General features: G+C 73.2%; 23 protein-coding genes. 10 read left to right on the forward strand and 13 right to left on the reverse strand.

Annotation, left to right across the window (positions count from 1 at the left end; genetic code table 11):
• Positions 1-36 precede the first annotated feature (36 nt).
• A complete protein-coding gene (locus ACWGN5_RS04145; protein ID WP_453511100.1) occupies positions 37-495 on the reverse strand; it encodes a hypothetical protein in 459 nt (152 codons plus the stop codon).
• 173 nt (positions 496-668) lie between these two features.
• Between ACWGN5_RS04145 and ACWGN5_RS04150 the strand changes: the two genes are divergently transcribed.
• Positions 669-1,349 (forward strand): lysophospholipid acyltransferase family protein, encoded by a 681-nt coding sequence (locus ACWGN5_RS04150; protein WP_453511102.1) that lies wholly within the window; start codon positions 669-671, stop codon positions 1,347-1,349.
• Between the two features lie 25 nt (positions 1,350-1,374).
• Here ACWGN5_RS04150 and ACWGN5_RS04155 read toward each other — a convergent pair whose 3' ends face one another.
• From ACWGN5_RS04155 to ACWGN5_RS04180, 6 genes are all read right to left on the reverse strand, one after another.
• Positions 1,375-2,304, reverse strand: coding sequence for a glutaminase (locus tag ACWGN5_RS04155; RefSeq protein ID WP_453511103.1), 930 nt, complete (start codon positions 2,302-2,304; stop codon positions 1,375-1,377).
• Entirely contained in the window at positions 2,301-3,365 is a 1,065-nt protein-coding gene (locus ACWGN5_RS04160) for an enoyl-CoA hydratase/isomerase family protein (RefSeq protein ID WP_453511105.1), read from the reverse strand. The genes ACWGN5_RS04155 and ACWGN5_RS04160 overlap by 4 nt, the downstream gene beginning before the upstream one ends.
• A 262-nt stretch (positions 3,366-3,627) precedes the next feature.
• Positions 3,628-4,311: a GNAT family N-acetyltransferase gene (locus ACWGN5_RS04165; RefSeq protein ID WP_453511107.1), complete on the reverse strand. Its 684-nt coding sequence runs from the start codon at positions 4,309-4,311 to the stop codon at positions 3,628-3,630.
• A 287-nt stretch (positions 4,312-4,598) separates the two neighbouring features.
• Positions 4,599-5,300 (reverse strand): ribonuclease H family protein, encoded by a 702-nt coding sequence (locus ACWGN5_RS04170; RefSeq protein WP_453511109.1) that lies wholly within the window; start codon positions 5,298-5,300, stop codon positions 4,599-4,601.
• Between the two features lie 66 nt (positions 5,301-5,366).
• Complete coding sequence (locus ACWGN5_RS04175) at positions 5,367-6,284, reverse strand: phosphatase domain-containing protein (protein WP_453511111.1); 918 nt, start codon at positions 6,282-6,284, stop codon at positions 5,367-5,369.
• 2 nt (positions 6,285-6,286) lie between these two features.
• Positions 6,287-7,492: an RNA ligase gene (locus ACWGN5_RS04180; protein ID WP_453511113.1), complete on the reverse strand. Its 1,206-nt coding sequence runs from the start codon at positions 7,490-7,492 to the stop codon at positions 6,287-6,289.
• A gap of 191 nt (positions 7,493-7,683) precedes the next feature.
• Between ACWGN5_RS04180 and ACWGN5_RS04185 the strand changes: the two genes are divergently transcribed.
• From ACWGN5_RS04185 to ACWGN5_RS04195, 3 genes are all read left to right on the forward strand, one after another.
• Positions 7,684-8,016, forward strand: a complete 333-nt coding sequence (locus ACWGN5_RS04185; RefSeq protein ID WP_453511115.1) for a hypothetical protein — start codon at positions 7,684-7,686, stop codon at positions 8,014-8,016.
• Between the two features lie 105 nt (positions 8,017-8,121).
• Positions 8,122-8,703: a dienelactone hydrolase family protein gene (locus ACWGN5_RS04190; protein WP_453511117.1), complete on the forward strand. Its 582-nt coding sequence runs from the start codon at positions 8,122-8,124 to the stop codon at positions 8,701-8,703.
• 247 nt (positions 8,704-8,950) lie between these two features.
• Positions 8,951-10,129: a YncE family protein gene (locus ACWGN5_RS04195; RefSeq protein WP_453511118.1), complete on the forward strand. Its 1,179-nt coding sequence runs from the start codon at positions 8,951-8,953 to the stop codon at positions 10,127-10,129.
• Positions 10,130-10,141: 12 nt separating this feature from the next.
• Here the strand turns inward: ACWGN5_RS04195 and ACWGN5_RS04200 are convergent, their stop codons facing one another.
• The gene (locus tag ACWGN5_RS04200) at positions 10,142-10,714 is read right to left on the reverse strand and encodes an NADPH-dependent FMN reductase (RefSeq protein ID WP_453511120.1); all 573 of its coding nucleotides are present in this window, start codon (positions 10,712-10,714) and stop codon (positions 10,142-10,144) included.
• A 124-nt stretch (positions 10,715-10,838) separates the two neighbouring features.
• On the opposite strand from ACWGN5_RS04200, the gene ACWGN5_RS04205 reads away from it, so the two are divergent.
• Positions 10,839-12,221 carry an NAD(P)/FAD-dependent oxidoreductase gene (locus ACWGN5_RS04205; RefSeq protein ID WP_453511122.1) on the forward strand — a complete coding sequence of 461 codons (1,383 nt, stop codon included), beginning with the start codon at positions 10,839-10,841 and terminating at the stop codon, positions 12,219-12,221.
• Positions 12,222-12,273: 52 nt separating this feature from the next.
• Here ACWGN5_RS04205 and ACWGN5_RS04210 read toward each other — a convergent pair whose 3' ends face one another.
• Positions 12,274-13,071, reverse strand: coding sequence for a hypothetical protein (locus ACWGN5_RS04210; protein ID WP_453511124.1), 798 nt, complete (start codon positions 13,069-13,071; stop codon positions 12,274-12,276).
• Positions 13,072-13,224: 153 nt separating this feature from the next.
• On the opposite strand from ACWGN5_RS04210, the gene ACWGN5_RS04215 reads away from it, so the two are divergent.
• From ACWGN5_RS04215 to ACWGN5_RS04225, 3 genes are all read left to right on the forward strand, one after another.
• Complete coding sequence (locus tag ACWGN5_RS04215; RefSeq protein ID WP_453511125.1) at positions 13,225-13,665, forward strand: GNAT family N-acetyltransferase; 441 nt, start codon at positions 13,225-13,227, stop codon at positions 13,663-13,665.
• An 81-nt stretch (positions 13,666-13,746) separates the two neighbouring features.
• A complete protein-coding gene (locus tag ACWGN5_RS04220) occupies positions 13,747-14,826 on the forward strand; it encodes an NAD(P)H-dependent amine dehydrogenase family protein (protein ID WP_453511127.1) in 1,080 nt (359 codons plus the stop codon).
• The gene (locus ACWGN5_RS04225; RefSeq protein ID WP_369142370.1) at positions 14,823-15,311 is read left to right on the forward strand and encodes a carboxymuconolactone decarboxylase family protein; all 489 of its coding nucleotides are present in this window, start codon (positions 14,823-14,825) and stop codon (positions 15,309-15,311) included. Before ACWGN5_RS04220 ends, ACWGN5_RS04225 begins: the two co-directional genes overlap by 4 nt.
• A gap of 55 nt (positions 15,312-15,366) precedes the next feature.
• Here ACWGN5_RS04225 and ACWGN5_RS04230 read toward each other — a convergent pair whose 3' ends face one another.
• The 4 genes from ACWGN5_RS04230 to ACWGN5_RS04245 all read right to left on the reverse strand — a co-directional run bounded on the left by ACWGN5_RS04230 (position 15,367) and on the right by ACWGN5_RS04245 (position 20,827).
• The gene (locus ACWGN5_RS04230; protein ID WP_453511128.1) at positions 15,367-17,016 is read right to left on the reverse strand and encodes a GMC oxidoreductase; all 1,650 of its coding nucleotides are present in this window, start codon (positions 17,014-17,016) and stop codon (positions 15,367-15,369) included.
• Between the two features lie 82 nt (positions 17,017-17,098).
• Complete coding sequence (locus ACWGN5_RS04235; RefSeq protein WP_453511129.1) at positions 17,099-17,890, reverse strand: aminoglycoside adenylyltransferase family protein; 792 nt, start codon at positions 17,888-17,890, stop codon at positions 17,099-17,101.
• Positions 17,891-17,946: 56 nt separating this feature from the next.
• On the reverse strand, positions 17,947-19,380 hold the full coding sequence (locus tag ACWGN5_RS04240; RefSeq protein WP_453511131.1) for an aspartate ammonia-lyase: 1,434 nt from the start codon (positions 19,378-19,380) through the stop codon (positions 17,947-17,949).
• A 325-nt stretch (positions 19,381-19,705) separates the two neighbouring features.
• Positions 19,706-20,827 (reverse strand): asparaginase, encoded by a 1,122-nt coding sequence (locus tag ACWGN5_RS04245; protein WP_453511132.1) that lies wholly within the window; start codon positions 20,825-20,827, stop codon positions 19,706-19,708.
• Positions 20,828-20,945: 118 nt separating this feature from the next.
• On the opposite strand from ACWGN5_RS04245, the gene ACWGN5_RS04250 reads away from it, so the two are divergent.
• Together ACWGN5_RS04250 and ACWGN5_RS04255 are read left to right on the forward strand one after the other, a co-directional pair.
• Positions 20,946-21,410: an Lrp/AsnC family transcriptional regulator gene (locus tag ACWGN5_RS04250; RefSeq protein ID WP_024757018.1), complete on the forward strand. Its 465-nt coding sequence runs from the start codon at positions 20,946-20,948 to the stop codon at positions 21,408-21,410.
• A gap of 174 nt (positions 21,411-21,584) precedes the next feature.
• Positions 21,585-22,388: an endonuclease I family protein gene (locus tag ACWGN5_RS04255; RefSeq protein ID WP_453511134.1), complete on the forward strand. Its 804-nt coding sequence runs from the start codon at positions 21,585-21,587 to the stop codon at positions 22,386-22,388.
• Positions 22,389-22,531: the final 143 nt, after the last annotated feature.

Below are 22,531 nucleotides of genomic sequence, written 5' to 3' on the forward strand. Positions count from 1 at the left end.
GGACATGCCGAGGGGCCGGGCGGCGACGCGGGGACGTCAGCTGTGCCGGGTGGAGGGTGGTCCGCGCGACTCGCGCGGGGCGTGGGGGCCGCCGGGCGGCGCGCGCTCACGGCGCGGGTCGCCTTCGAGGAGGCCACGCGCCGGTACGGAGAGGTCGACGGGCGCGGCGGGCGGGGCGGCGGGTGCCGCGGGGAACCGCACGGGGTTCTCGACGGCGGCCGGAAGCCCCACGACGGCGGCGGGCGCGAGACGCGGCTCGGCCACGTCGGCGCGCGGGACGCCGGACGCCGGGACGCCCTGCACGAGGGCGGCAGTTGCCAGGAGGCCCTGCGGGGCGGCCTGCGCCTGCGCGGATGCCGCGAGTCCCTGCGGTGCGGCCGTCGACGTCGGGGCGGCCTGCGCCGGCGCCGCGGAGGGCGGGACCAGCAGGAAGGACCAGAGGACGCACAGGATCGCGGGCACGAGGGTCGCGAGCCGACGCACCGGACTCCCCACCGTCCCCTCCCCCACCCCTGGTCGCCACCCTGTCAGGCCCCAGCGTAGACGGGGCTCATGACGAGGCGGTACCCGGTACGCACGGCAGTTGAGTACGGATGCTCATGTCCGCTCCCCGGCGTCCCCGGACGATGGTTCCGTCACCGTTCCTCCTCGGCTCCAGGGGGCCTCCCGTGCTCAGCCGTCTCGCCGCCCACGTCGTCCCGTTCTTCGGACGGCTGACCGTCACCTCGGACCCCGGTGCCCGGGTCGAGCCGGGCAGCATCCTCGTCGTGAACCACACCTCGCTCGCCGACCCGGCGCTCGTGCTGGCCGCGCTCCGCAGGCGACTCGCCGTCGAGCCGGTCCTCCTCGCCACCTCGGGGCTCTGGCGGATCCCGCTGCTCGGCCGGGCGCTGACCCGCGAGGGCCATGTGCCGGTCCACCGCAACTCGGCGCGCGCCGCGGCGGCCCTGGACCACGCGGCGGTCGCGCTCGCCTCGGGGCGGCACGTGATGCTGTACGCGGAGGGGCGCATCCCGCCGCGCCGGGACGCCGCCGAGAACCCGCCGGAGATGTTCCGTACCGGACTCGCGCGGCTCGCGCGGGCGACGGGTGCGCCGGTCGTGCCGATCGGTCAGGCGGGGGCCCGGCGGATCACCTCGGGCGGGCGGGCGAAGCAGCTCGCCGGAGTGCTCACCGCGCCCGTCCGCCGGCCGGGCCTGCACGTCCACATCGGTGCGCCGCTGTACCTGCCCGAGGACGTGGCGGCCGCGACGGAGCTGGCGCACGGCGCCGTGACCGAGGCCTGGCGGACGGCGGCGGGCGCCCTGGGCGAACCGGCGGCCCTCGGCGGCGGGGGGACGGCCGGCTGACCACGGGGCGCGCCCGTGCCGCCCGTCAGAAGACCGAGAGGCCCGTGATCGTGGTGAACCGGTCGAGTGCCGTCACACCGGCCACCGAGTTGCCCCGGCTGTCCAGGCCGGGGCTCCACACGCACAGGGTGCAGCGGCCCGGGACGACGGCGACGACCGCCCCGCCGACGCCGCTCTTGCCGGGGAGCCCCACGCGGTAGGCGAAGTCCCCGGCCGCGTCGTAGGTGCCGCAGGTGAGCATGACGGCGTTGACCTGCTTGGCCTGACTGCGGGTCAGCAGGCGGCTGCCGTCGGCGCGGAGGCCGTGCCGGGCCAGGAAGCCGGTGGCGAGGGCCAGGTCGGCGCAGGAGGCCTCCAGGGAGCACTGGCGGAAGTACTCGCGCAGCAGGTCGGGGACGGGGCCCGTGATGTTGCCGTAGGAGGCCATGAAGTGGGCGAGGGCCGCGTTGCGGTCGCCGTGGGACGCTTCGGAGGCGGCGACGTCGGCGTCGAAGGCGAGGTCCGGGTTGCCGCTCTCGGCCCGCAGGAATTCGAGCAGGCTCCCGGAGGCGTCGCCGGTCAGGCGGTGCAGCCGGTCGGTGACCACGAGGGCGCCCGCGTTGATGAAGGGGTTGCGCGGGATGCCGTGCTCGTACTCCAGCTGGACGAGGGAGTTGAACGGGTCGCCGGACGGTTCCCGGCCGACGTGCGCCCACAGCGCGTCGCCCTCCCCGGCGAGGGCGAGGGCGAGGGTGAAGACCTTCGTGACGGACTGCGTGGAGAACGGGCGCCGCCAGTCCCCCACTCCGTAGACCGTGCCGTCGAGTTCCGCCACGGCCATGCCGAAGTCGCGCGGGTCGCCCGCCGCGAGGGCCGGGATGTAGTCGGCCGGGGTGCCCCGGTCGGTGAGGTCCGCGATCTCCTCGGCGATGCGGTCCAGGACGGGCTGGAACTGGAAGGTGGTGCTGGTGGTCACACGCCACCCCGTGCCGCGAGGCCGAGGTCGCCGCCGTCCGGCACGGCGAAGTAGCGGGCGACGTCGGCCTCCGTGACCTCGGCCAGGGTCGCCGGGGTCCAGTGGGGGTCGCGGTCCTTGTCGACGACCTGGGCGCGGATGCCCTCGACCAGGTCGGGGGTGGTGAGGGCCGCGCAGGAGACGCGGTACTCCAGGTCGAGGACCTCCTCCAGGCCGGGGAGGGCGCGGGAGCGGCGGAGGGTGGCCAGGGTCGCCTTGAGGGCGGCCGGGGACCGCGTGAGGAGGGTTTCGGCGGTCTCCTTGGCGGCGGGCACTCCGGTGTCGAAGAGCCGCTCGACGATCTCCTCGACGGTCGGGGCGGTGTAGCAGGCGTCGATCCACTCGCGCTGCTCGGCGAGGACGCCCTCGGGCGGCGCGACGGCGTGGCGGGCGAGGGCCTCCCCGGCCGGCAGCTCCGTCAGATCACGGACCAGGGCGAGGAGTTCGGCGGAGGGTACGAAGGCGTCGGCGAGGCCCGTGAGGATCGCGTCGGCGGCACCGACGGGGGCTCCGGTGAGGGCCAGGTGGGTGCCGAGCTCGCCGGGGGCGCGGCCGAGGAGATACGTTCCGCCGACGTCGGGGACGAAGCCGATGCCGGTCTCGGGCATGGCGACCCGGGAGTGTTCGGTGACGACGCGGACGGAGCCGTGCGCGGAGACGCCGACGCCGCCGCCCATCACGATGCCGTCCATGAGGGCGACGTAGGGCTTCGGGTAGCGGGAGATGCGGGCGTTGAGCCGGTACTCGTCCCGCCAGAACGCCGCGGAGGCGGAGCCGCCCGCGCGCGCGTCGTCGTGGATGGCGCGGATGTCGCCGCCGGCGCAGAGGCCTCGTTCGCCCGCGCCTTCGATGACGACGGTGGTGACGGCCGGATCCTGCTCCCAGGCGGTCAAGGCTTCGTCGGCCGCGAGGACCATGGCATGGGTGAGCGCGTTGATGGCGCGGGGCCGGTTCAGGGTGATGAACCCGGCGCGGCCCTCCGTCCGGAGGAGCACGTCGGGGGTTCCGGTCGGCACGGTCACTCGGTCCCTTCGGGTGGCACGACTCTGTGTCCCGGCCACCGTACCGGGACGCGTCGCACCCTCCGGAGCGGGGTGGAGGGGCGGGAAGGACTCATCCGCTTCTCGCGGATCCTGATTGCACGGTGCGCGGTCCGGTGACGGCCGCTACTCCGCGTCCTCACACCGAGTCCTTCCCGTCACCTCCATGGAACCACCGGTGGGACGGCGGCGCGAGCGCCGGTCACGGGACGTGGTCAACGGGTGACCACGTCCCGTCCGGGTCTCAGGCCGGCAGCAGGTCCTGCGGGATGCGCACCTGCCGGGGGGTGGAGAGACGCAGCTCGATGATGTCCCGGACGGTGGGCCATTCCTCGTCGAGGATCGAGTAGAAGGCCGTGTCCCGGACGGCGCCGTCGAGGCCGCGGGAGTGGGCGCGCCGGATGCCCTCGCAGGTCGCTCCGAGGCGCTCGATGGCGATTCTGGAGCGGGTGTTGCGGGCGTCGGCGCGCATGGTGATGCGGCGGACGCCCCAGGCCTCGAAGGCGTGCCGGAGCATGAGGTACTTGGCCTCGGTGTTGATGCCGGTACCCCGGGCGTCGCCGGCGATCCAGGTGTTCCCGATCTCGGCGGCGTCCGGGACGGCGGTCAGCGGATCGCCGTGGGGCATGCCGGGGACGGGAGGCCAGATCAGCGGGCCCCGCCAGTAGTCGAGTTCGAGGAAGCGGGTCGAGCCGATGACTCGTTCGTCGGCCGTACTGACCAGGGCGAAGGGCAGGCACCGGCCTGCCGCCTGATCGGTGAGGGCGCGGGCGATGTAGTCGAGGGCCGATTCGAGGCCGTCGGGTACGGGGGTGAAGGCGTAGGCCGATCGGTCCGCCCCGCCGGCCCGGGCGAGGGCTTCGGCGTGCCGCATCGCCAGCGGCTCCAGGCGCACGGAGCGCCCGGTCAGGAGAACAGGTACTGGCACGGAACCTCGGGTCTTTCACGGGCAGGGACGACTACCGCCGCGGGGTGGCCGCGGCGGCAGCAGGAGGGGGTTCTCGCCCGGTGCCGGAGGTGTCGTGAGAACGACAAATGAGCAGGTAAAACGGTTCGCCACCGGGTGCGAGGAGGATCAGTATGCAGCCACAACCGCTCCGAGAACAGAACCCGGGGAGAACCTGCGTCCACGCGGGGGTGAAGCCTGCCGTACGTCCGGTCCGGACGGTCTCACGGGCCGGACGGGGCCGCCCGCCAGTCGGACGGCCCCATGGTTCAGACGCAGGTGGGATGGCCCCAGCCGTCGGAGTTCTTCGCGATGGTCTCGCCCTTGTCGTAGGCACGACCACACCGGCAGCGGCCCGGGAATTTGGCGTTGAGGGTGCCGCCGGACGGGCGATTCCTGCGGGCGGATCCCCCTCCCGCGCTCGCGGAGCCCGTACGGGGCGCAGAGGAGCGTGCCCGGGGCGTGGAGGCGCGCGAGGCGGGCTCGGCCGGGGGCAGTTCGGCGCCGGCGGCGGAGGCCAGGGGCTCCTGCGTACGGGCGGAGTGGCTGGCCGCGCGGTCGGCGGCGTCGTTGAGGGGGTCGCCGTCGACCTGGTGCGCGGGCACGTACACGAAGTCGACGTCCCGGCCGGTGAGCAGCGCGTCGATCCGTACGACCAGGTCCTTGTTGGCGACGGGGGTGCCCGCGGCGGTCTTCCAGCCCTTGCGGCGCCAGCCGGGGAGCCAGGTCGTGACGGCCTTCATGGCGTACTGCGAGTCCATGCGGACCTCGGCGGGCACGGCGGCGTCGAGGGCCTCCAGGAGGCGTTCCAGGGCCGTGAGTTCGGCCACGTTGTTGGTCGCCCGGCCGAGGGGGCCCGCCTCCCAGCGGTCGATCGCTCCGTCGGCGCGGCCGATGACCCATGCCCAGGCCGCGGGGCCGGGGTTTCCCTTCGACGCGCCGTCGCACGCCGCGATGATCTTCTCCACCATCCCACGATCCTGACACGCCGACGGGGGTGGGCGGTCCCACCCCCGTCGGCGCCCGGCCGGGACGGGTCAGAAGGCCCCGTAGTTGACCTGCCAGGTGGGCAGGCCCATGCGGCGCCAGAGGGCGACGACCCGGTCGCGGTCGTCCAGGGAGACCCGGACCGCGTACCGGTGGCGGACATGGGCGTCGAAGAGCTCCGCCTTCACGAGGTCGTCGCCGCGGCCGTCGCCGGAGGCGCGCATCCACAGCTCGTCGTAGGGCACCTCGTGGTGGGCGAGCCAGCTCTCGGTGAGGGCGCGGTGGTCCTCGCTGCGCCCGGAGAGCAGCACGATCCTGTCCCGCTCGCTGTGCCGGAAGGCCCGCAGGGCGTCGCGCACGGAGGGGTTGATCAGGTCGCGGTCGCAGCGGCTGAAGTCGTACGGGCCCCGGTCCACGCGCAGCGCGAGGGTGCCGTCGATGTCGCACATGACGGCGGTGGGGAGCGCCGGGTCGGGGACGTAGGGCGCGCCGACGCTCGGGCGGTCGTTGAGCCAGTCCGCGGTGAGCCGCCAGCCGCCCCGGGTGGCCTTGGCGTGCTTCTCGGCGAGGATGCGGATGATCTCCTCGCCGACGGGCCGGTCGCGGGCGGCGTCGCGGCGGACGCATTCGTCGACGGGCACGTCGGTGAAGTCGTGGACGGCGAAGGTGGCCAGGCCGCCGACGGCCGCCTTGAGCCGCTTGGGGACGTGCGGGGTCAGGTGCGTGTTGTCGACGACGACGTCGAAGCCGTCGTCGACGGCGGCGCGGACGGCGGCGTCCTGGATGCCGAGCACGGTCTTCTCGTGCTGGTGGGACCGGCCGCGCTCCGGCGCGGGGACGTCGAGCATGGCGCGGAGGTCGTCGAGGTTGACGCGGCGCATCCGCCCTTCGGCCGCGGCCTGGAGGGCGCGCGCGGCCGTCGTTTTCCCGGAGGCCGGGAGGCCGGTCATGAGATGGACGATGGGCACGGTCAGTTCTCCTGGTCGTGGGCGAAGGGGTCGGTGGCCTCGGGGCGCAGCTGACGCCAGACGAGGAGGTCGGTGGGGCGCCCGTCGAGGCGCAGGAAGAGCAGGGCGCGCAGGGCCCGGTCGCCGAGGCCCGAGGCGGCGCGGGCGAAGGCGGCCCGGTCGCCGGCGAGGTGGGCCAGCCCCGCGTAGGCCTCGTCGACGGCCCGCTCGCGGTCCGCCGCGGCCGTTTCGAGCCGGTCGATCACCTCGCGGACCCAGGCGTCGAACTCGTCCGGAACCTGATCGAGGAGGGCGTCGAGGGGCTTGCCGCCGGAGGCCTCCACGTCGGTGACGGCGCAGCCGAGGCCCTTGGCCAGTGCGCCGGCGAGGCCGGCGAAGCGCTGGATGCCGTGGCTGCGCCAGATGTCCCGCTCGGTGACGCCGGTGAGCACCTTGTGCAGGCGCACGTACTCGCTGAGCTTGGCCTTGGCGCGCAGGCCGGAGGCGAAGCGCAGGACGAAGCCCTCGGCGTCGGTGCCGGTGGCCCGGTGGCCGCCGGGGAGGGTGTTGGACTCGGTGAGGGCGACGAGCTCGTCGACGCCCATGGCGGGCCAGGTGCGGACGACGGAGCCCAGGGGCCCCCACCCCTCGGCGGCCTCGGCGAGGGGGATCTCGGTGCCGTCCGGGCCGAAGGCCGCGAGCAGCACGAGGTCGCGGCGCTCGCCGTAGTTCACGACGATCCGGTTGCCGGGGTAGAGCATCTCGGCGAGGTAGGTGACGCCGGGGGTCAGGCCGGTGGTGTCGGCGGCGTCGAGGCGGCGCTGGGCCCAGGTGGCCTGGGAGCTGGTGAAGGAGCCCTTGGAGGCGACGTGCCAGCGGCCGTCGTAGTGGAAGAGGACGGCGAGGCTGCCGTCGACCTTGTCGTAGACCTCGAAGGGCTCGTCGGGCAGCGGGGGCGCGTAGGGGCGGCCTCCGGCGTGCTCGGAGAGGTTGAAGAACTTGGGGAGGGGGAGCGCGACGATCCGCCCGGTGGTGTCGTCGGCGACGAGCCCGCGGCACCGGGTGGTGGCCCGGTTCCAGTGCTGGGCGTACTGGCACGCGCGCGTGTACGTGTAGATCGACAGCGGCAGCTCGGGGTGCTGCTTGCGTGTGACGTGTCCGTCGGCGAGTGCGGCGGCGAGCTCGTCGGACGGCATCAGGTCATGGAGAGTCAGGGTCGCCTGGCTCATGGGGTCCCTCCCGTGTGTTCGATGGTCCATGATCGGGCGGGAGCTCCGCGGAGGACAACGCATTTCGCAGGGCGGGCACGCGCGCGGGGGTGCCGACCGGGCTCCCGAGCCCGGTCGTGTCGGTGGCGCCCCGTAGACTCGCCGTCTGCCCGTCGGTGACGGATCCGGCGCAGTCACAGGAAGCGAGTCCCATGAACCACGCGGACGGCACGGCACCGATCTATGCCGAGCTCATACGGGAGCGGGGGGACGTTCCCGGTGACGTCCGCCAGGTCGCCGAGGAGGTTCTGCGGGACCTGAGCCGTGTGATCCAGATGCCTCCGCAGGGGATCCCCGCGGCGCCGCAGGGCGCCGTCGCGCACGCCGGTGCCGGCGCTCCGATGGGTGCGCCCGGGCCGATGGGTGCGCCCGGACCGATGGGGGCCGCCGGACCGATGGGGGCCGCCGGTCCCATGGGCGTCGGCGGGCCCGGGGGCATGGTGGGCCAGGCGGGCGCCGTCGTCCCGCACCGGCCGATGCTCTGACCTCGTCCTCGGCGCCGTTGTCAGTGGCGTCCGTCATGCTGCCTTCCGCAGTGGTCCGTTCCGCGACGCGGGCGGGCCTGGTACGGCGACACAGGGGATGACGACATGGCCGAGGTACTGCTCTTCCACCACGCGCTCGGGCTGACCGAAGGCGTCGGCGCGTTCGCCGACGGGCTGCGGCGGGCCGGGCACACGGTGCACGTGCCCGATCTGTACGAGGGGCGTACGTTCGACGACCTGGAGGCCGGCGTCGGGTACGCCCAGGAGGTCGGCTTCGACACCCTCACCGCCCGGGGCGAGAAGGCGGCCGAGGGGCTCCCCGAGGAGATCGTGTACGCCGGTTTCTCGCTGGGCGTGGTGCCCGCGCAGAAGCTGGCGCAGACCCGGCCGGGCGCCGCGGGCGCCCTGCTGCTGAGCGCCTGCCTGCCGGCGACCGCCTTCGGCCCGGCCTGGCCGGAGGGCGTGCCCGTGCAGGTGCACGGCATGGACGCCGATCCGTACTTCGTCGGCGACGGGGACCTGGCGGCGGCCCGCGAGCTGGTCGCGGGCGCCCGGGAGCGGGAGCTGTTCCTGTACCCGGGGACGGCCCACCTGTTCGCCGAGCCGGGGACGCCGGAGTACGCGCCGGAGGCGGCCGCGCTGTGTGCCGAGCGGGTGCTGTGCTTCCTGGACGGCCTCAAGGGATAGGTCCCTCGGGGACGGCCTCAAGGGATAGGTCCCTCGGGGACGGCCTCAAGGGGTACGTCCCTCGTGGACGGCCTCAAGCGGTAGGTCGATCGGGTCAGCCGATCGGTGGACCCCCGGGTCGGCCGTCCCGCCGTCCGGGAGGGGCCGGGCGGCCGAACGGCCGGGGGCGGCGGCGGGCGGAGGATCGGGGCAGGGCGCGGACCCCCGGCGGGGCCGTCCGCGCGGTCGCCGTACCGAGGAGTCCGTCATGCCGAAGTTCCGCCGTTCGTCCCGTGCCGCCCGGGTGCTCGTGCCCGGGGCGGTGGCCGTGGTGCTGCTCACGGGCTGCGCCCGGGGCTCCGGGGACACGGCCTCCGCGACCGGTACGGGGACGCCCGCCGGGACTTCCCCGTCGGCCGGATCGCCCACCCCCGGCTCCCCCGTCACCGTGGCGCCGGATCCGGCCGGCACGGTCGCCCCTGGCACCCTGCTCGTCACGGACTTCGGCTCCGACACGGTCACCTTCGTCGACCCCGCGCGCGGCGCCACCGGCTCCGTGCGGGTCGGCACCGCGCCGTACGGTCTGGTCGTCGGCGCCGACGGCCGCGCATGGGTGGCGACCGCCGAGGGCGTGGCGGTCGTGGACACGGCGAGCCGCGAGCGCCTCGCGCTGATTCCGTACCGGACCGACACCGGCCCGCTGGCCACGGACGAGTACCGGGGCGGCGGCATGGGCATCGCGCTCGCGCCCGACGGGCGGCGGGTGTACGTGGGGGTCAACGTGCCCGGGGGGAACGGCACCCTGGAGGTCGTCGACACGGCGTCGCTGAAGGTCACGGACGTCGTCCCGGTCGGCCGGCGGCCGTTCGACGTGGACGTCTCGAAGGACGGCGCCGAGGTGTACGCGACGAACCACGACTCCTTCGACGTCACGGTCGTCACGGCGGGGACGCTGGAGCCGCGCCGGATCGAGGTCGCCCCGTACGGCACGGAGGGCGGGCTCGGTTCCTGGCTCAAGCCGCACTACACGGCCGTGCGGCCCTCGGACGGGAAGCTGCTGCTGCCCTTCGAGGGCGAGCGGCTCGCGGTGGTCGACCCCCGGACGGGCCGGACGACGATCGAGCCGATGACCGCGAACACCCATCAGCACGGCACGACGGTGACCGCCGACGGGACGCTCCTGACCGTGGGCACCGGGCCGATCGACCCGGACGTGGACGAGGGGCCCTCCCTGACGGTGCGCACGCCCGGCGGGGCCGAGCGGGTCTACCCGCTGGAGGGCCCGCACGAGAACGTGGCGGTGTCCCGGGACGGCCGCACCGCCTATGTGACGGGCGGCTTCACCCGGGACGGGTACTGGGACGGTCTGACCGTCGTCGACCTCGGCACCGGCGACACCCGCCGTCTTCCGGCCGGCTCGCGGCCGCTGGGGATCGCGGTCCTCTGACGCGCGCGGGGCTCAGCGCTGGGGCGGCAGGACGGTGAGGACGCGCTCCACGAAGGCCTTGAAGTCGGCCATGAAGTCGCTCAGGAACTGCTGGGTCGTCGGATCGGTGACCTCGCCGTCCTCGTCGAACAGCCCCGGGGTGAACTGGATGTACGCCTCCGGGGCGTTCATCTGCGGGGAGTTGCAGAAGGAGAGCACCGACCGGAGGCTCTGCTGGGCGACGGCCGTGCCGATCTTGCCGGGCGAGGCGCCGATGACCGCGGACGGCTTGTGGGTGAAGGAGTTCGTGCCCCAGGGGCGGCTGGCCCAGTCGATGGCGTTCTTGAGGGCGCCGGGGATGGAGCGGTTGTACTCCGGTGTCACGAAGAGGACCGCGTCGACGGCCGCGATGGCCTCCTTGAGGGCCCTGCCCTCGGGCGGGTAGTCGGCGTCGAAATCGTGGTTGTAGAGCGGGAGGTCCTTGATGGGGATCTCCTGGAAGTCCAGGCCGGGGGGCGCCACGCGGAGGAGGGCGCGGGACAGGATCCGGTTGATGGACTTCTCCGACAGGCTGCCGATGAAGTAGCCGACCTTGTACGGGGTCATGCGCGCTGTTCCGCCTTCCCTGGGGGGTCCGTGGGATCTCCTTCGGCAACGTAACCCGAAGGGCGATACGTCACCAATCACGATAGAAAGGGTGAAACGACGCTCCTAGGGAAGGGCGGACAGCGTGACGCGACCGAGGATTCTCGTGGTGGGCGCCGGTTTCGCCGGAGTGGGCTGTGTGCGGCGGCTCGAACGGCGCCTCGCGGCACGGGAGGCGGTGATCACGCTCCTCTCGCCGTTCTCGTACCAGCTGTACCTGCCGCTGCTCCCCCAGGTGGCCGCGGGCGTGCTGACCCCCCAGTCGGTCGCGCTGTCGCTGCGGCGCAGCAAGCGGCACCGGACCCGGATCGTGCCGGGCGGTGTGGTCGGGATCGACACGGCGGCGAAGGTCTGCGTGGTACGGACGATCTCCGGCGAGTTCGTGACGGAGCCGTACGACCATCTCGTCCTCGCGCCCGGCAGTGTCACCCGCACCTTCGACATCCCCGGACTCGCCGAGTACGCGCGCGGGATGAAGACGCTCGCGGAGGCCGTCTACATCCGGGACCACGTCATCGCCCAGCTGGACCTGGCGGACGCGAGCGACGACGAGGAGGAACGGGCCGCGCGGCTGCGGTTCGTCGTGGTCGGCGGCGGTTACGCCGGGACGGAGACGGCGGCCTGCCTCCAGCTGCTCACGGCGAACGCGGTCAAGCGGTATCCCCGGCTCGACCCCGACCTCATCAAGTGGCATCTGGTGGACATCGCGCCCAAGCTGATGCCCGAACTGGGCGAGAAGCTGGGCGCCGCCGCCCTGGACATCCTGACGAAGCGCGGCATCGAGGTGTCCCTCGGCGTGTCGGTGGCCTCGGTGGACGAGGAGACGGTGACCCTCACGGACGGGCGGGTGCTGCCGAGCCGGACGCTGATCTGGACGGCCGGTGTGGCCGCGAGCCCGCTGATCGGCACGCTCGGCGCGGAGACCCTCCGGGGCCGGCTCGTGGTCTCGGCCGAGATGGACGTGCCGGGCCTCGACGGGGTGTGGGCGCTCGGCGACGCGGCGGCGGTCCCGGACCTCGCCAAGGGCGAGGAGGGGGCGATCTGCCCGCCGACCGCGCAGCACGCGATGCGGCAGGGCAAGGCCGTCGCCGACAACCTGGTGGCGAGGCTGCGGGGCGAGGCGACCCATCCGTACACCCACAAGGACCTGGGGCTCGTGGTGGACCTGGGCGGGATGGACGGGGTGTCGAAGCCGCTCGGCGTGGAACTGCACGGGGCGCCCGCCCAGGCCGTGGCCCGCGGCTACCACTGGGCGGCGCTGCGGACGAACGTGGCCAAAACCCGGGTGATGACGAACTGGCTGCTCAACGCGGTCGCCGGCGACGACTACGTACGGACCGGGTTCCTGGCCGCGAAGGCGGGGACGCTGCGCGACTTCGAGTACACGGACGCGTATCTGACGCCGGAGCAGGTCCGCGAGCACACGGCCTCGTTCCGCGGGGCGGTCGGCTCGAACGGCGGGAGGTGACTCCGTACGGCGCCGGGAATCGGGCGGTGGACTCCCGGCGCCGCACAGGCCGTCAGCGGGCGAGTACCGGCGCCGGGCCCATGACGACGACGGGTTCCGCGACCGGGTTCAGGGCGCGCAGGAGTTCACGCATCGCCCCCCGGTCCACGGCGATGCAGGCCTGGGTCGGGCCGCCGTGGTCGACGTGGATCCAGACACCACCGCCCTTCTCCTCGCCCAGGGGGCGTTCCTTGTCGAGCGGGGAGCGGCCCGGCACCCGGTTGTAGTCGATGGCGATCACATGGTCGAAGGAGCCTTCGAGGGGTTCGCCGGAGAGGCCGGTGCCGCTGATCTCGAACAGCTCGTCCTGGTCGTACGGGAGCCGCGCACCGGGGTCGGGCAGCAGACCGCCCGCGTCGCCGAGCCGGAAGACCCCGATGGGGCTGCGGAGGTCACCGGCGGTGTGGTCCTCGGTCCAGCCTTCGAGGGCGTTGTGGGCGGGCCAGGGCCCGGCGGCCTGGGTCCACCGGCCGGCCCGGTCGCGCGCGTAGAGGGTGACGGTGGCCCTGTTGGAGTCGGCGGTGGCGCCGGTGGCGACGAGGACCTGAGTGGTGCCGTCGGGCACGAGCGCGTGGGTGGCGGGGCCGATGCCGGGAATCCGGGATGTGGGGACCGGGGCGGAGGCGAGGTCGTTGGCGGCCCTGCCGGGCGGGCCCGGGGCGGGGCGGCTGTCGCCCGCCGCGGGCGCGGACGACGAGGGGACGGGTGTTGCGGGTGCGGGCGGTGCGGGGCTCGCGCAGCCGCTGAGCAACAGGGCCGCGCACAGTGTGCCGGCGCTCAGCAGCGCGGGGGCGCCCTTGCGGACGGGCATGGGACGGCATCCTCCTGGCCGGGGGCAGTGCAGCGATCCGTACCCGCTCGGCGGGCGGCGCTGCCGCCGCGACCGCGCCCTCACCCGGTCGGACGCGCTCGCGCCGGCGGGAAAGCGGTTGACCCGGCGCCGCGGTCGCGCTTTTCTGCGGGGATGAGTGATCTTCGTATCGAACCGGCGCGGTCCGAGCAGCAGCTCGCCGACTGGCGGGCCGTGCACAACACGATCATCCCGACGGCGGTGCTCTCCCCCGAGGAGGTGCGGGAGCGGGCCGGCCGGAACCGGCTGGACGTCGCCTACCTCGGGGACGTGGCCGTGGGCTGTTCGACGGTGCGTCCGCCGGACGAGGAGACCCCGGCGGCGACCGTGATCGCACGGACGCTGCCCGGGTACCGGGGGCGGGGTTTCGGGACCGCGCTGTACGAGCGGGGGCTCGCGCACGCGCGGACGCTGAGCGACGAGGGCGTGGAGACGGTGGTCCTCGCCTCGAACGAGGAGGGGCTGCGGTTCGCGCTCGCGCGCGGCTTCGTGGAGGTGGAGCGGTATGTGCTCCCGGGCGACACGATCCCGTTCGTGGCGCTGCGTCTGGCCTGACGGACGACCATTTCTGACACTCCGTCAGAACATTGTGTCACGGGTCTGGGAACCTTCGGGGCCCGGCGCTACCCTCCGCGCATGATTCGGACGGTGGTGTGGGGTACCGGAAATGTCGGGCGCGCGGCCATTCGCGCCGTGGACGCCCATCCAGGCCTCGAGCTCACGGCCGTGCTCGTGTCCGATCCGGCGAAGGTGGGCCGGGACGCGGGCCGGCTCGCGGGGCTCGGCCGCGATCTCGGGGTGGCGGCCAGCGACGACGTCGGGGCGGTGCTCGGCGGGCGGCCGGGGGCGGTGGTGTACGCGGCCTCCGGCGACACCCGGCCCGACGGGGCGCTCGCCGACGTGGCGCGGGCGGTGGCGGCGGGCGCGGTGGTGGTGACACCCGCCCTGTATCCGCTGTACGACCAGCGCAACGCGCCGCCCGAGTTCCGGGACCCGGTGCTCGCGGCGGTCGCGGAGGGCGGCGGTTCGCTCTTCGTGTCGGGCGTCGACCCGGGCTGGGGCAACGACGTGCTGCCGCTCCTGGTGAGCGGCCTCGCCGCCACGGTGGACGTGATCCGTTGTCAGGAGATCTTCGACTACTCGACGTACGAGCAGGAGGAGTCGGTCCGCGAGCTGGTGGGGATGGGCCGGCCGATGGAGTACGAGCCTCCCATGCTGTGGCCCTCGGTGCCGACGATGGTCTGGGGCGGGCAGATACGGCTGATGGCCCGGGCGCTCGGGGCCGAGCTCGACGAGATCCGCGAGACGCTTGAGCGGCGCCCCCTGGAGTCCACGGTGAAGACGCGGACGATGGGCGTGTTCGAGGCGGGGACGCAGGGCGCGGTCCGCTTCGAGGTGCAGGGGATCGTGGGCGGGGAGCCCCGCATCGTGATCGAGCACGTCACCCGCATCCACTCCTCCTGCGCGCCGGACTGGCCGGTGCCGCCGGACGGGGCGGGGGCGCACCGGGTGATCGTCGAGGGGAGTCCCCGGATCGAGGTGACGGTGGCGGCCACCGACGAGGGCGAGAACCGTTCGGCGGGCGGGAACGCCACGGCGGTGGGCCGGCTCGTCGGGGCGATCGAGTGGCTGGCGGCGGCGGAGCCGGGACTGTACGACGCGCTGGACGTGCCGCTGCGGCCGGCGGTCGGGAAGCTGGGAAGGAGACCACGGTGATCATCGACATTCCCGAGGGCCAGGAGCCGATCGGGTACGTGTGGGGCGACATGGTCCCGGAGATCGGGACGGCGGCGGCGAACTTCTCGCTGTCGGTGTACGCGCACACGACCCTGGGGCTGCGCGAGTTCGAGGCGGCGCGGCTGCGGATCGCGCAGATCAACGGCTGCGGCTTCTGTCTGGACTGGCGTACCGACCGGGACGGGGAGAAGGTCGAGGAGGGCTTCGACGAGCTCGTCGCGGCGTGGCGCGAGACGGAGGTCTCGGAGGCCTTCGACGAGCGGACGCGGCTCGCGGCGGAGTACGCGGAGCGGTACGCGCTCGACCACCACGGCCTCGACGAGGAGTTCTGGGCGCGGATGACGGCCCGGTACAGCCAGGCGGAGATCGTGGAGCTGACGATGAGCCTGGGGTCGTGGCTGGCGTTCGGGCGGCTCAACCGGGTGCTCGGCCTCGACGAGGTGTGCGTGCTGCCGACGCACTGAGGACGGCGTGCGGAAGGGCCGGCCGGGGGTCTCCGGGCGGCCCTTCCGCGTGCCGTCAGAAGTCCTCGGCGACGATCCGTTCGATGTTGCGTTCGGCGAGGGCCGTGATGGTGACGAACGGGTTGACGCTGGTGTTGCCGGGGATCAGGGACCCGTCGATGGCGTAGAGGCCGGAGTAGCCGTGGAGCCGCCCGTAGTTGTCGGTCGCCCGACCCAGGACCGCGCCGCCGAGCGGGTGGTAGGTGAGGTGGTCGCCCCAGATCTTGTACGCGCCGAAGAGGTCGGTGCGGTAGATCGTGCCCTCCTTGCTGTTGATCTTGTCGAAGATGGACTTGGCCATGTCGATGGACGTCTGCTTCCAGGCCCGGTCCCAGCTCAGGTCGACCCTGCCGGTCGACGGGTTCCAGGAGAACTCGGCGCGGCGCGGGGTGCGGGTGATGGAGAGGTAGAAGGAGGCGTAGGTCTCGATGCCGGTGGGCAGCGGGGCGACCTCGGCGAAGGCCCCGCCGGCGTCCCAGTTGTCGATGCCCGCGGTGGGCATGGAGGACTGGAGGGTCCCGGTGGGGTCCCACATGTGGTTGGCGCGCCCGCACATGACGTTGCCGTTGTCGCCCCAGCCCTTGCCGATCTCGTCGTTGAGGGCGGGCAGGGCGCCGGTGGCCTTGAGCCGGGTGAGGAGCTTGCTGGTGCCGACGCTGCCGGCGGCGAAGAAGACCCGGTCCGCGCGGACGGTCTTGGTGACGAGGGTGGCGCCGGTGGTGTCGATCTGGTCGATGACCACGGTGTAGCCGCCCGCGGCCGCGGGGCTGACGGAGGTCACCCGGTGGAGCGGGGAGACGCTCACGCGGCCGGTGGCGGCGGCCTGGGCGAGGTACGTCTTCTGGAGGCTCTTCTTGCCCGCGTTGTTGCCGTAGATGACCTCCCCCGCCAGGGCGGACTTCTGGACCGTCCCGGCGGCCTCCTGCTTCATGTAGTCCCAGTCGTAGACGTTGGGCACGAAGACGAAGGGGAAGCCGGAACGCTCGGCGTGCTTGCGGCCCACGCGCGCGTACTGGTAACAGTCCTGGCTCTCCCACCAGTTCACGTCCACCGAGGTGACACCGAGGCCCGCGTTGGCGCGCGGGTAGTAGGTGGAGTACATCTCGGCCGGGTCGACGGTGGGGAGGATCGCCGGGAAGCGCTCCCGGAGCGGGGTGACGGCCATGCCGCCGTTGACGAGGGAGCCGCCGCCGACACCACGCCCCTGGTAGACGGTGATGCCGGCGAAGTCCTCCGCGTCGAGGATGCCGGTGTGCAGCGGCACGTCCTTGTCGAGCGGGAAGCCGAGGAACTGGCTCAGCGGCTGCTTGGTGCGGGTCCGCAGCCAGAAGGAGCGGTAGTCGGGCTTGGTGGTGTTGGCGAAGATCTTGCCGTCGGGTCCCGGGGTGTCCCAGGCCTTGCCCATCTCGATCATATGGACGTCGACGCCGGCGCGGGCGAGCCGCAGGGCGGCGACGGAGCCGCCGTAGCCGCTGCCGATGACGAGGGCGCGCACCTGGGAGCCGTCGGCGATGGGGGTGCAGTTCAGGCCGGGGACTTCGGCGCGGGCGGGGGCCGTGATCGTGCCGGCGAGGGCGGCGGCACCGAGAACAGAACCTGTTCCCGCGAGAAAGCGGCGGCGGCTGACCCCGTGAATTCCCTGGGTGGACGAGGGGTGTTCACTCATGTGATCTTCCTCACTCGCGAGTGAATGGGAACATGTTCTACGGCCGCTCATCGTGGAAGTCACGAGAAACTGCCGGGTAACTTCAGGCCGGAGACGCCCTCTTGATCGCCTGTGCTACGTACGCGGCGTGGGCCCGCGCCGCGGGCAGCAGCGCGTCCCATTCCCCGTACTCCCCCGCCAGGTACTGGTCCCGGGCGGTGGCAAGGACCGGCCGGTGCTCCTCGGGCAGCTCGCCGAGGAGCCGGTCCGCCGCCCCGTCCTTCGAACGGATCCGGCCGGTCCGCAGGGTGGTGAGGATGCGGGCCAGGGTGAGCAGCACGTTGCGGGTGTCGCCGTCGAGGTCGGCGAGCAGTCCGGGGACGCCGGCGACGATCGCGGCCCGCAGATCGGCCTCCGGAACGGGATCGAAGAGCACGGACGGACGGGGGCCGTACAGGGAGAGGTCACCGGCGCGGGCCATGGTGAGGAGCGGGGCGAGGTCGGGGCAGGGGGCGGGTGCGGGTGTGAGGCCTCGCTCGAAGTCCTCGCGGAGCCACTCCCCGTACAGGTACTCGCAGACCGGCGGGTGGCGCCAGGGCCGCACCTCGGTGTGGACGACCAGGCTCAGCTCGACGGGCCGCGCGGGGCCCTCGTACGCCCGCTCGCCCGAGACGGCGAGCAGGGCGTCGGTGAGGGCGCGGCGCTCGCCCTCGGTGGTGGGGCGGGTCAGGGCGACGAGGACGTCCACGTCGCTGGTGGGCCGCAGCCCGCCGAGGACGGCGGAACCGTGCAGGCAGGCGCCGAGGACCGCGTCCGTGCCGAGCGTCTCACGGACGATCCGCACGACGCGGCGGGCGCTCTCGTGGTCGGTGTCCTCGCGGGCGTGGGCGGGCATGCGGCGGCTCCTGGTGGGTGACGGGCGCGGGGCCCGTCACCGTACCGGATGCCGCGTCAGACCGTGGCGGGCCCCGGGGCGCCGGTGAGGCGCTCGGGGGTGAGGAGTTCGGCGAGGCGGTGGGCGGGCAGCAGGCCCTTCTCCACGGTGAGTTCGACGACCCCGCGGCCGGTGGCGAGCGCCTCCTGGGCGATGGCGGTGGCGGCGGTGTAGCCGAGGTGCGGGTTGAGCGCGGTCGCGAGGCCGATGGAGTTCTCCACGGCCGCGCGCAGCGCCTCGGTGTTGGCGGTGATGCCGTCGACGCAGCGCTCGGCGAGGGTGAGGCAGGCGGCGCGCAGGGAGAGCAGGCTCTTCGAGAGGGCGTGGAAGATGACCGGCTCGAAGGCGTTGAGCTGGAGCTGACCCGCCTCGGCCGCCATGGTGATGGTGATGTCGTTGCCGATCACCTCGAAGGCGACCTGGTTGACGACCTCGGGGATCACCGGGTTGACCTTGCCGGGCATGATGCTGGAACCGGCCTGCACCGGCGGCAGGTTGATCTCGCCGAGGCCCGCGCGCGGCCCCGAGGAGAGCAGCCGCAGGTCGTTGCAGGTCTTGGAGAGCTTGACCGCGATCCGCTTGAGGACGCCGGAGAGCTGGACGAAGGCGCCGCAGTCCTGGGTGGCCTCGATGAGGTTGGCGGAGGTCACGAGCGGCAGACCGGTCAGCTCGGCGAGGTTGCGGCGGGCGGTCTCGGCGTAGCCGGGGGCGGCGTTGAGGCCGGTGCCGATGGCGGTGGCCCCGAGGTTGATCTCGTGGATGAGTTCGATCGCCTCGGCGAGCCGGCCGCGGTCCTCCTCCAGCATCACGGCGTACGTGGAGAACTCCTGGCCCAGCGTCATGGGCACCGCGTCCTGGAGCTGGGTGCGGCCCATCTTCACGACCGCGCGGAACTCCAGGGCCTTGGCGGCGAAGGCGTCCTGGAGGACGGCCATGGCCTTCAGGAGCTCGCGGGCGGCGCCGATCGCCGCGATGCGGATCGCGGTCGGGTAGACGTCGTTGGTGGACTGGCCGAGGTTGACGTCCTCGTTGGGGTGGAGGTGGCTGTACTCGCCCTTGGCGTGGCCGAGGAGCTCCAGGGCCCGGTTGGCGACGACCTCGTTGGCGTTCATGTTGGTGGAGGTGCCGGCGCCGCCCTGGACGACGTCCACCACGAACTGGTCGTGGAGCCGTCCCGTACGGATCTCCCGGCAGGCTCCGGCGATGGCGTCGGCCTTGTCGGCGGGGAGCAGGCCGAGCTCCTCGTTGGCGCGGGCGGCGGCTTCCTTGACGGCGGCGAGCGCGTCGATCAGGAGCGGGTAGACCGAGATGGGCGTACCGGTGATGGCGAAGTTCTCGGTGGCACGCAGCGTGTGGACGCCCCAGTAGGCGTCGGCGGGGACGTCCCGGTCGCCGAGCAGATCGTGCTCGCGACGGACGGGGAGGTCGTGCGGGACCGGTGCGGGAGCCATGAAGGGCCGTCCTTGGGGAGGGAGGGGAGGTGGGGAGGGTGCTGGTGGTGGCCGGTAGGCCTTTTTCCGGCGTCCACGCGGGTGCGTGCGAGCCTCGGCAGGTGTCCACGCGGGTGCGTGCGCACCTCGGCGGTGGGCACGCGGGCGCGTACCGGCCTCATCGGCTCCGCACGCGCTCGCGTACGGAGCCGGCGGCCGTTTCCGGGCACGGCGGAGCCCGCCGGGCGGGCCCGGCGGGCGCGGGGCGCCGGTGGAGGGGGTTGATTCCGGCTCGCGGGCGGGCGGGGGGAGGCGCCGTCCGCGAGCCGGGGTTCTGGGGGCGTCGTCAGACGCGGGCGGCGACCGCGGAGGCGGACCGCGAGTGGCCGGTGGCGAGGGCCGGTTCGTCGCGGACCGGCCCTTCGAGGAGGCGGCGCAGGAGGGCGGTGCTGCGGGCGGGGGCGCCCGTGGCGCCGGTGCCGTCGGCGAGGAGCGTGGCGAGCAGGGCGATCCGGGCCTGGCCGGCCCGGAGGGTGCCGGTGAGGAGGGCTCCGGCGGCGACGAGGTCGACCGCGCCGCCGCCGGTGTATATCTCGGCGAGCGGCCCCGCGGGGACCCGGGTGGTGACGGCGACGAGGACGCCCTGGGCGACCGCGTCCGCGACGGCGGCGGCGATCTCCGGGGTGGCGTTGCCCGCGCCGGTGGCGACGAGGACGATGCCGCGGGCGCCGGCGGAGACGGCGGCGTTCAGGAGGAAGGGGTCGCCGTCGGAGTGGTGGGTGATGATGTCGACCCGCGGCAGCGGGGTGGCGTCGGGGCCGGTGGCCCCGGGGTTCGCGGTCCGCGCGGCGGCCGGCAGGGGCAGCGGGGCGGGGCGCTCCGGCTGCCGCTCGATGTCGACGCGGGAGAACCCGACGCGGCCGAGGCGCTCGGCGGAGGGGTCGGAGAAGGCGTCGGCGGCGAGGGTCTGGGTCTTCACCGTGCCGCGCGCGGCGTGGACGCGCCCGTCGAAGACGACGAGGACGCCGAGGTCGCGGACGCTGGAGGCGACCTGGAGCGCGTCGTAGAGGTTGCCGGGGCCGTCGCCGTCGCCGGTGCCGAAGGGGCGCTGGGCGCCGGTGAGGACGACCGGGCGCGAGTCGGCGTGGTGGAGGTCCAGGAGGAAGGCCGTCTCCTCCAGGGTGTCGGTGCCGTGGGTGACGACGATGCCGTCGACGCCGGGGTCGGCGAAGGTCTCGTGGACGGTGCGGAGCAGGGCGAGCTGATGGGCCGCGGTCATGCGGGAGCTGTTCACGTTGAACAGGTCGACGACCTCGACGGTGACGCCCTCGGGCAGGGGGGCGGTGGCCAGGACGTCGTTCCCGGAGGCGTCGGCCGCGTAGCCGGTGCCCTGCCAGCGGCTGGCGATCGTGCCGCCGGTGCTGATGACGACGATCCGGCGTGCTCCCCCGTCGTGCGTCCGCTTCATGCCTGCCGTCCTTACTCCGTACCCATATCTCCTGCGTCCGCAACGATAGGACAGGAGGCGCGCAAGACGATTGCGAAATCCGCCCCTGTTCTGTTGCAGCGTGGTAGATAATTGCGCCATGGACCGGATCGATCTCCACATCTTGCGCGAGCTCCAGAACGACGGCCGGCTGAGCAACCAGGAGCTGGCCCAGCGGGTCGGCCTCAGCCCCTCCCCCTGTCTGCGCCGGGTGCGCCAGCTGGAGCAGGACGGGGTGATCCAGGGCTACCGGGCGATCATCGACCCGGAGGCGGTGGGGCGCGGCTTCGAGGTCCTGGTCTCGGTGGAGGTGCGGCGGGACCGGGAGACGGTGGAGGCCTTCGAGGAGGCGCTCCAGGACGTGCCGGACGTGATCGAGGCGTACCGGCTGTTCGGGAGCCCCGGCTGCCTGCTGCGGATCGCGGTGGCGGACCTGGCGGCGTACGAACGGCTGTGGATCGAGCGGCTGACGACACTGGCCGGGGTCACCGAGGTCAATTCGCAGATCATCATGAAGCGGATCAAGGAGCCCAAGGGGATGCCGGTGGACGTCCGGGGCGCCTGAGGCTCCCGGTTCCGCCGTATGCGAGAACGTCATGGAACAGCCCCCTGCCCGTTACATGACAGGTACCTGACGCGTGCCACCCTCCCGGTGACACGTAGTCAACACGCGTAGACCGCAGGGACGTCGAGCCGCGCCCCCGGTCCCACGCGTGCCGTCCCCGGGAAAGGGCCCCCCATGTCCGTTGTGCGGATCGGCAGATGGAAGGTGTGGGCGGCGGCCGTCGCCACCGCCCTCGTCGGCATCACGCTCCCCGCGGTCACCGCGACTCCCGCGAGCGCCACGACCACCGCGTACGACTCCACGTACTACAAGAACGCGATCGGCAAGACCGGCACGAGCCTCAAGTCCTCGCTGCACACCATCATCAGCAGCCAGAGCAAGATCTCGTACGACGCGGTCTGGAACGCGCTGAAGGTCACCGACCAGGACCCGAACAACACCGGTAACGTGATCCTGCTCTACAGCGGCGTCTCGCGCAGCAAGTCCCTCAACGGCGGCTCCGTGGGCGACTGGAACCGCGAGCACACCTGGGCCCAGTCCCACGGCAACTTCGGCACCTCGGCCGGCCCCGGCACCGACCTGCACCACCTGCGCGCCTGTGACGTGCAGGTCAACAGCACCCGCGGCAACAAGGACTGGGACAACGGCGGCAGCGCGGTCAGCGGCGCCCCGGGCAGCTACACGGACAGCGACTCCTTCGAGCCGCGCGACGCGGACAAGGGCGACGTGGCCCGCATGATCCTGTACATGGCCGTCCGTTACGAGGGCGACGACGGCTGGCCGAACCTGGAGCCCAACGAGTCCACCAGCAACGGCAGCGTGCCCTTCCACGGCCGCCTCGCGATCCTGAAGCAGTGGAACGAGCAGGACCCGCCGAGCGCCTTCGAGGAGCGTCGCAACGACGTCATCTACAACACCTACCAGCACAACCGGAACCCGTTCATCGACCACCCGGAGTGGATCGAGGCGATCTGGTAGCCCACGCGCCACCGCAGTGACGAGAGCCGGGGCGGGGGGCTGGCACCCCGCCCCGGGCCCCCGGTGCGGCGCCGGCAAAAGCGGAAAACCCGGTGGTAGAAGCAGATTGAGTGATAACAAAAAAACACCCCGAGGGGGTAACC

Source organism: Streptomyces sp. NPDC055815 (assembly GCF_053616475.1).

What these genes read in the sequence shown, in the direction of transcription:
- ACWGN5_RS04170 (WP_453511109.1), bottom strand. Translation starts at nt 5,300, where the DNA reads ATGGTGGAGAAGATCATCGCGGCGTGCGACGGCGCGTCGAAGGGAAAC.
- ACWGN5_RS04180 (WP_453511113.1), bottom strand. Translation starts at nt 7,492, where the DNA reads ATGAGCCAGGCGACCCTGACTCTCCATGACCTGATGCCGTCCGACGAG.
- ACWGN5_RS04185 (WP_453511115.1), top strand. Translation starts at nt 7,684, where the DNA reads ATGAACCACGCGGACGGCACGGCACCGATCTATGCCGAGCTCATACGG.
- ACWGN5_RS04190 (WP_453511117.1), top strand. Translation starts at nt 8,122, where the DNA reads ATGGCCGAGGTACTGCTCTTCCACCACGCGCTCGGGCTGACCGAAGGC.
- ACWGN5_RS04195 (WP_453511118.1), top strand. Translation starts at nt 8,951, where the DNA reads ATGCCGAAGTTCCGCCGTTCGTCCCGTGCCGCCCGGGTGCTCGTGCCC.
- ACWGN5_RS04200 (WP_453511120.1), bottom strand. Translation starts at nt 10,714, where the DNA reads ATGACCCCGTACAAGGTCGGCTACTTCATCGGCAGCCTGTCGGAGAAG.
- ACWGN5_RS04210 (WP_453511124.1), bottom strand. Translation starts at nt 13,071, where the DNA reads ATGCCCGTCCGCAAGGGCGCCCCCGCGCTGCTGAGCGCCGGCACACTG.
- ACWGN5_RS04215 (WP_453511125.1), top strand. Translation starts at nt 13,225, where the DNA reads ATGAGTGATCTTCGTATCGAACCGGCGCGGTCCGAGCAGCAGCTCGCC.
- ACWGN5_RS04220 (WP_453511127.1), top strand. Translation starts at nt 13,747, where the DNA reads ATGATTCGGACGGTGGTGTGGGGTACCGGAAATGTCGGGCGCGCGGCC.
- ACWGN5_RS04230 (WP_453511128.1), bottom strand. Translation starts at nt 17,016, where the DNA reads ATGAGTGAACACCCCTCGTCCACCCAGGGAATTCACGGGGTCAGCCGC.
- ACWGN5_RS04235 (WP_453511129.1), bottom strand. Translation starts at nt 17,890, where the DNA reads ATGCCCGCCCACGCCCGCGAGGACACCGACCACGAGAGCGCCCGCCGC.
- ACWGN5_RS04240 (WP_453511131.1), bottom strand. Translation starts at nt 19,380, where the DNA reads ATGGCTCCCGCACCGGTCCCGCACGACCTCCCCGTCCGTCGCGAGCAC.
- ACWGN5_RS04245 (WP_453511132.1), bottom strand. Translation starts at nt 20,827, where the DNA reads ATGAAGCGGACGCACGACGGGGGAGCACGCCGGATCGTCGTCATCAGC.
- ACWGN5_RS04250 (WP_024757018.1), top strand. Translation starts at nt 20,946, where the DNA reads ATGGACCGGATCGATCTCCACATCTTGCGCGAGCTCCAGAACGACGGC.
- ACWGN5_RS04255 (WP_453511134.1), top strand. Translation starts at nt 21,585, where the DNA reads ATGTCCGTTGTGCGGATCGGCAGATGGAAGGTGTGGGCGGCGGCCGTC.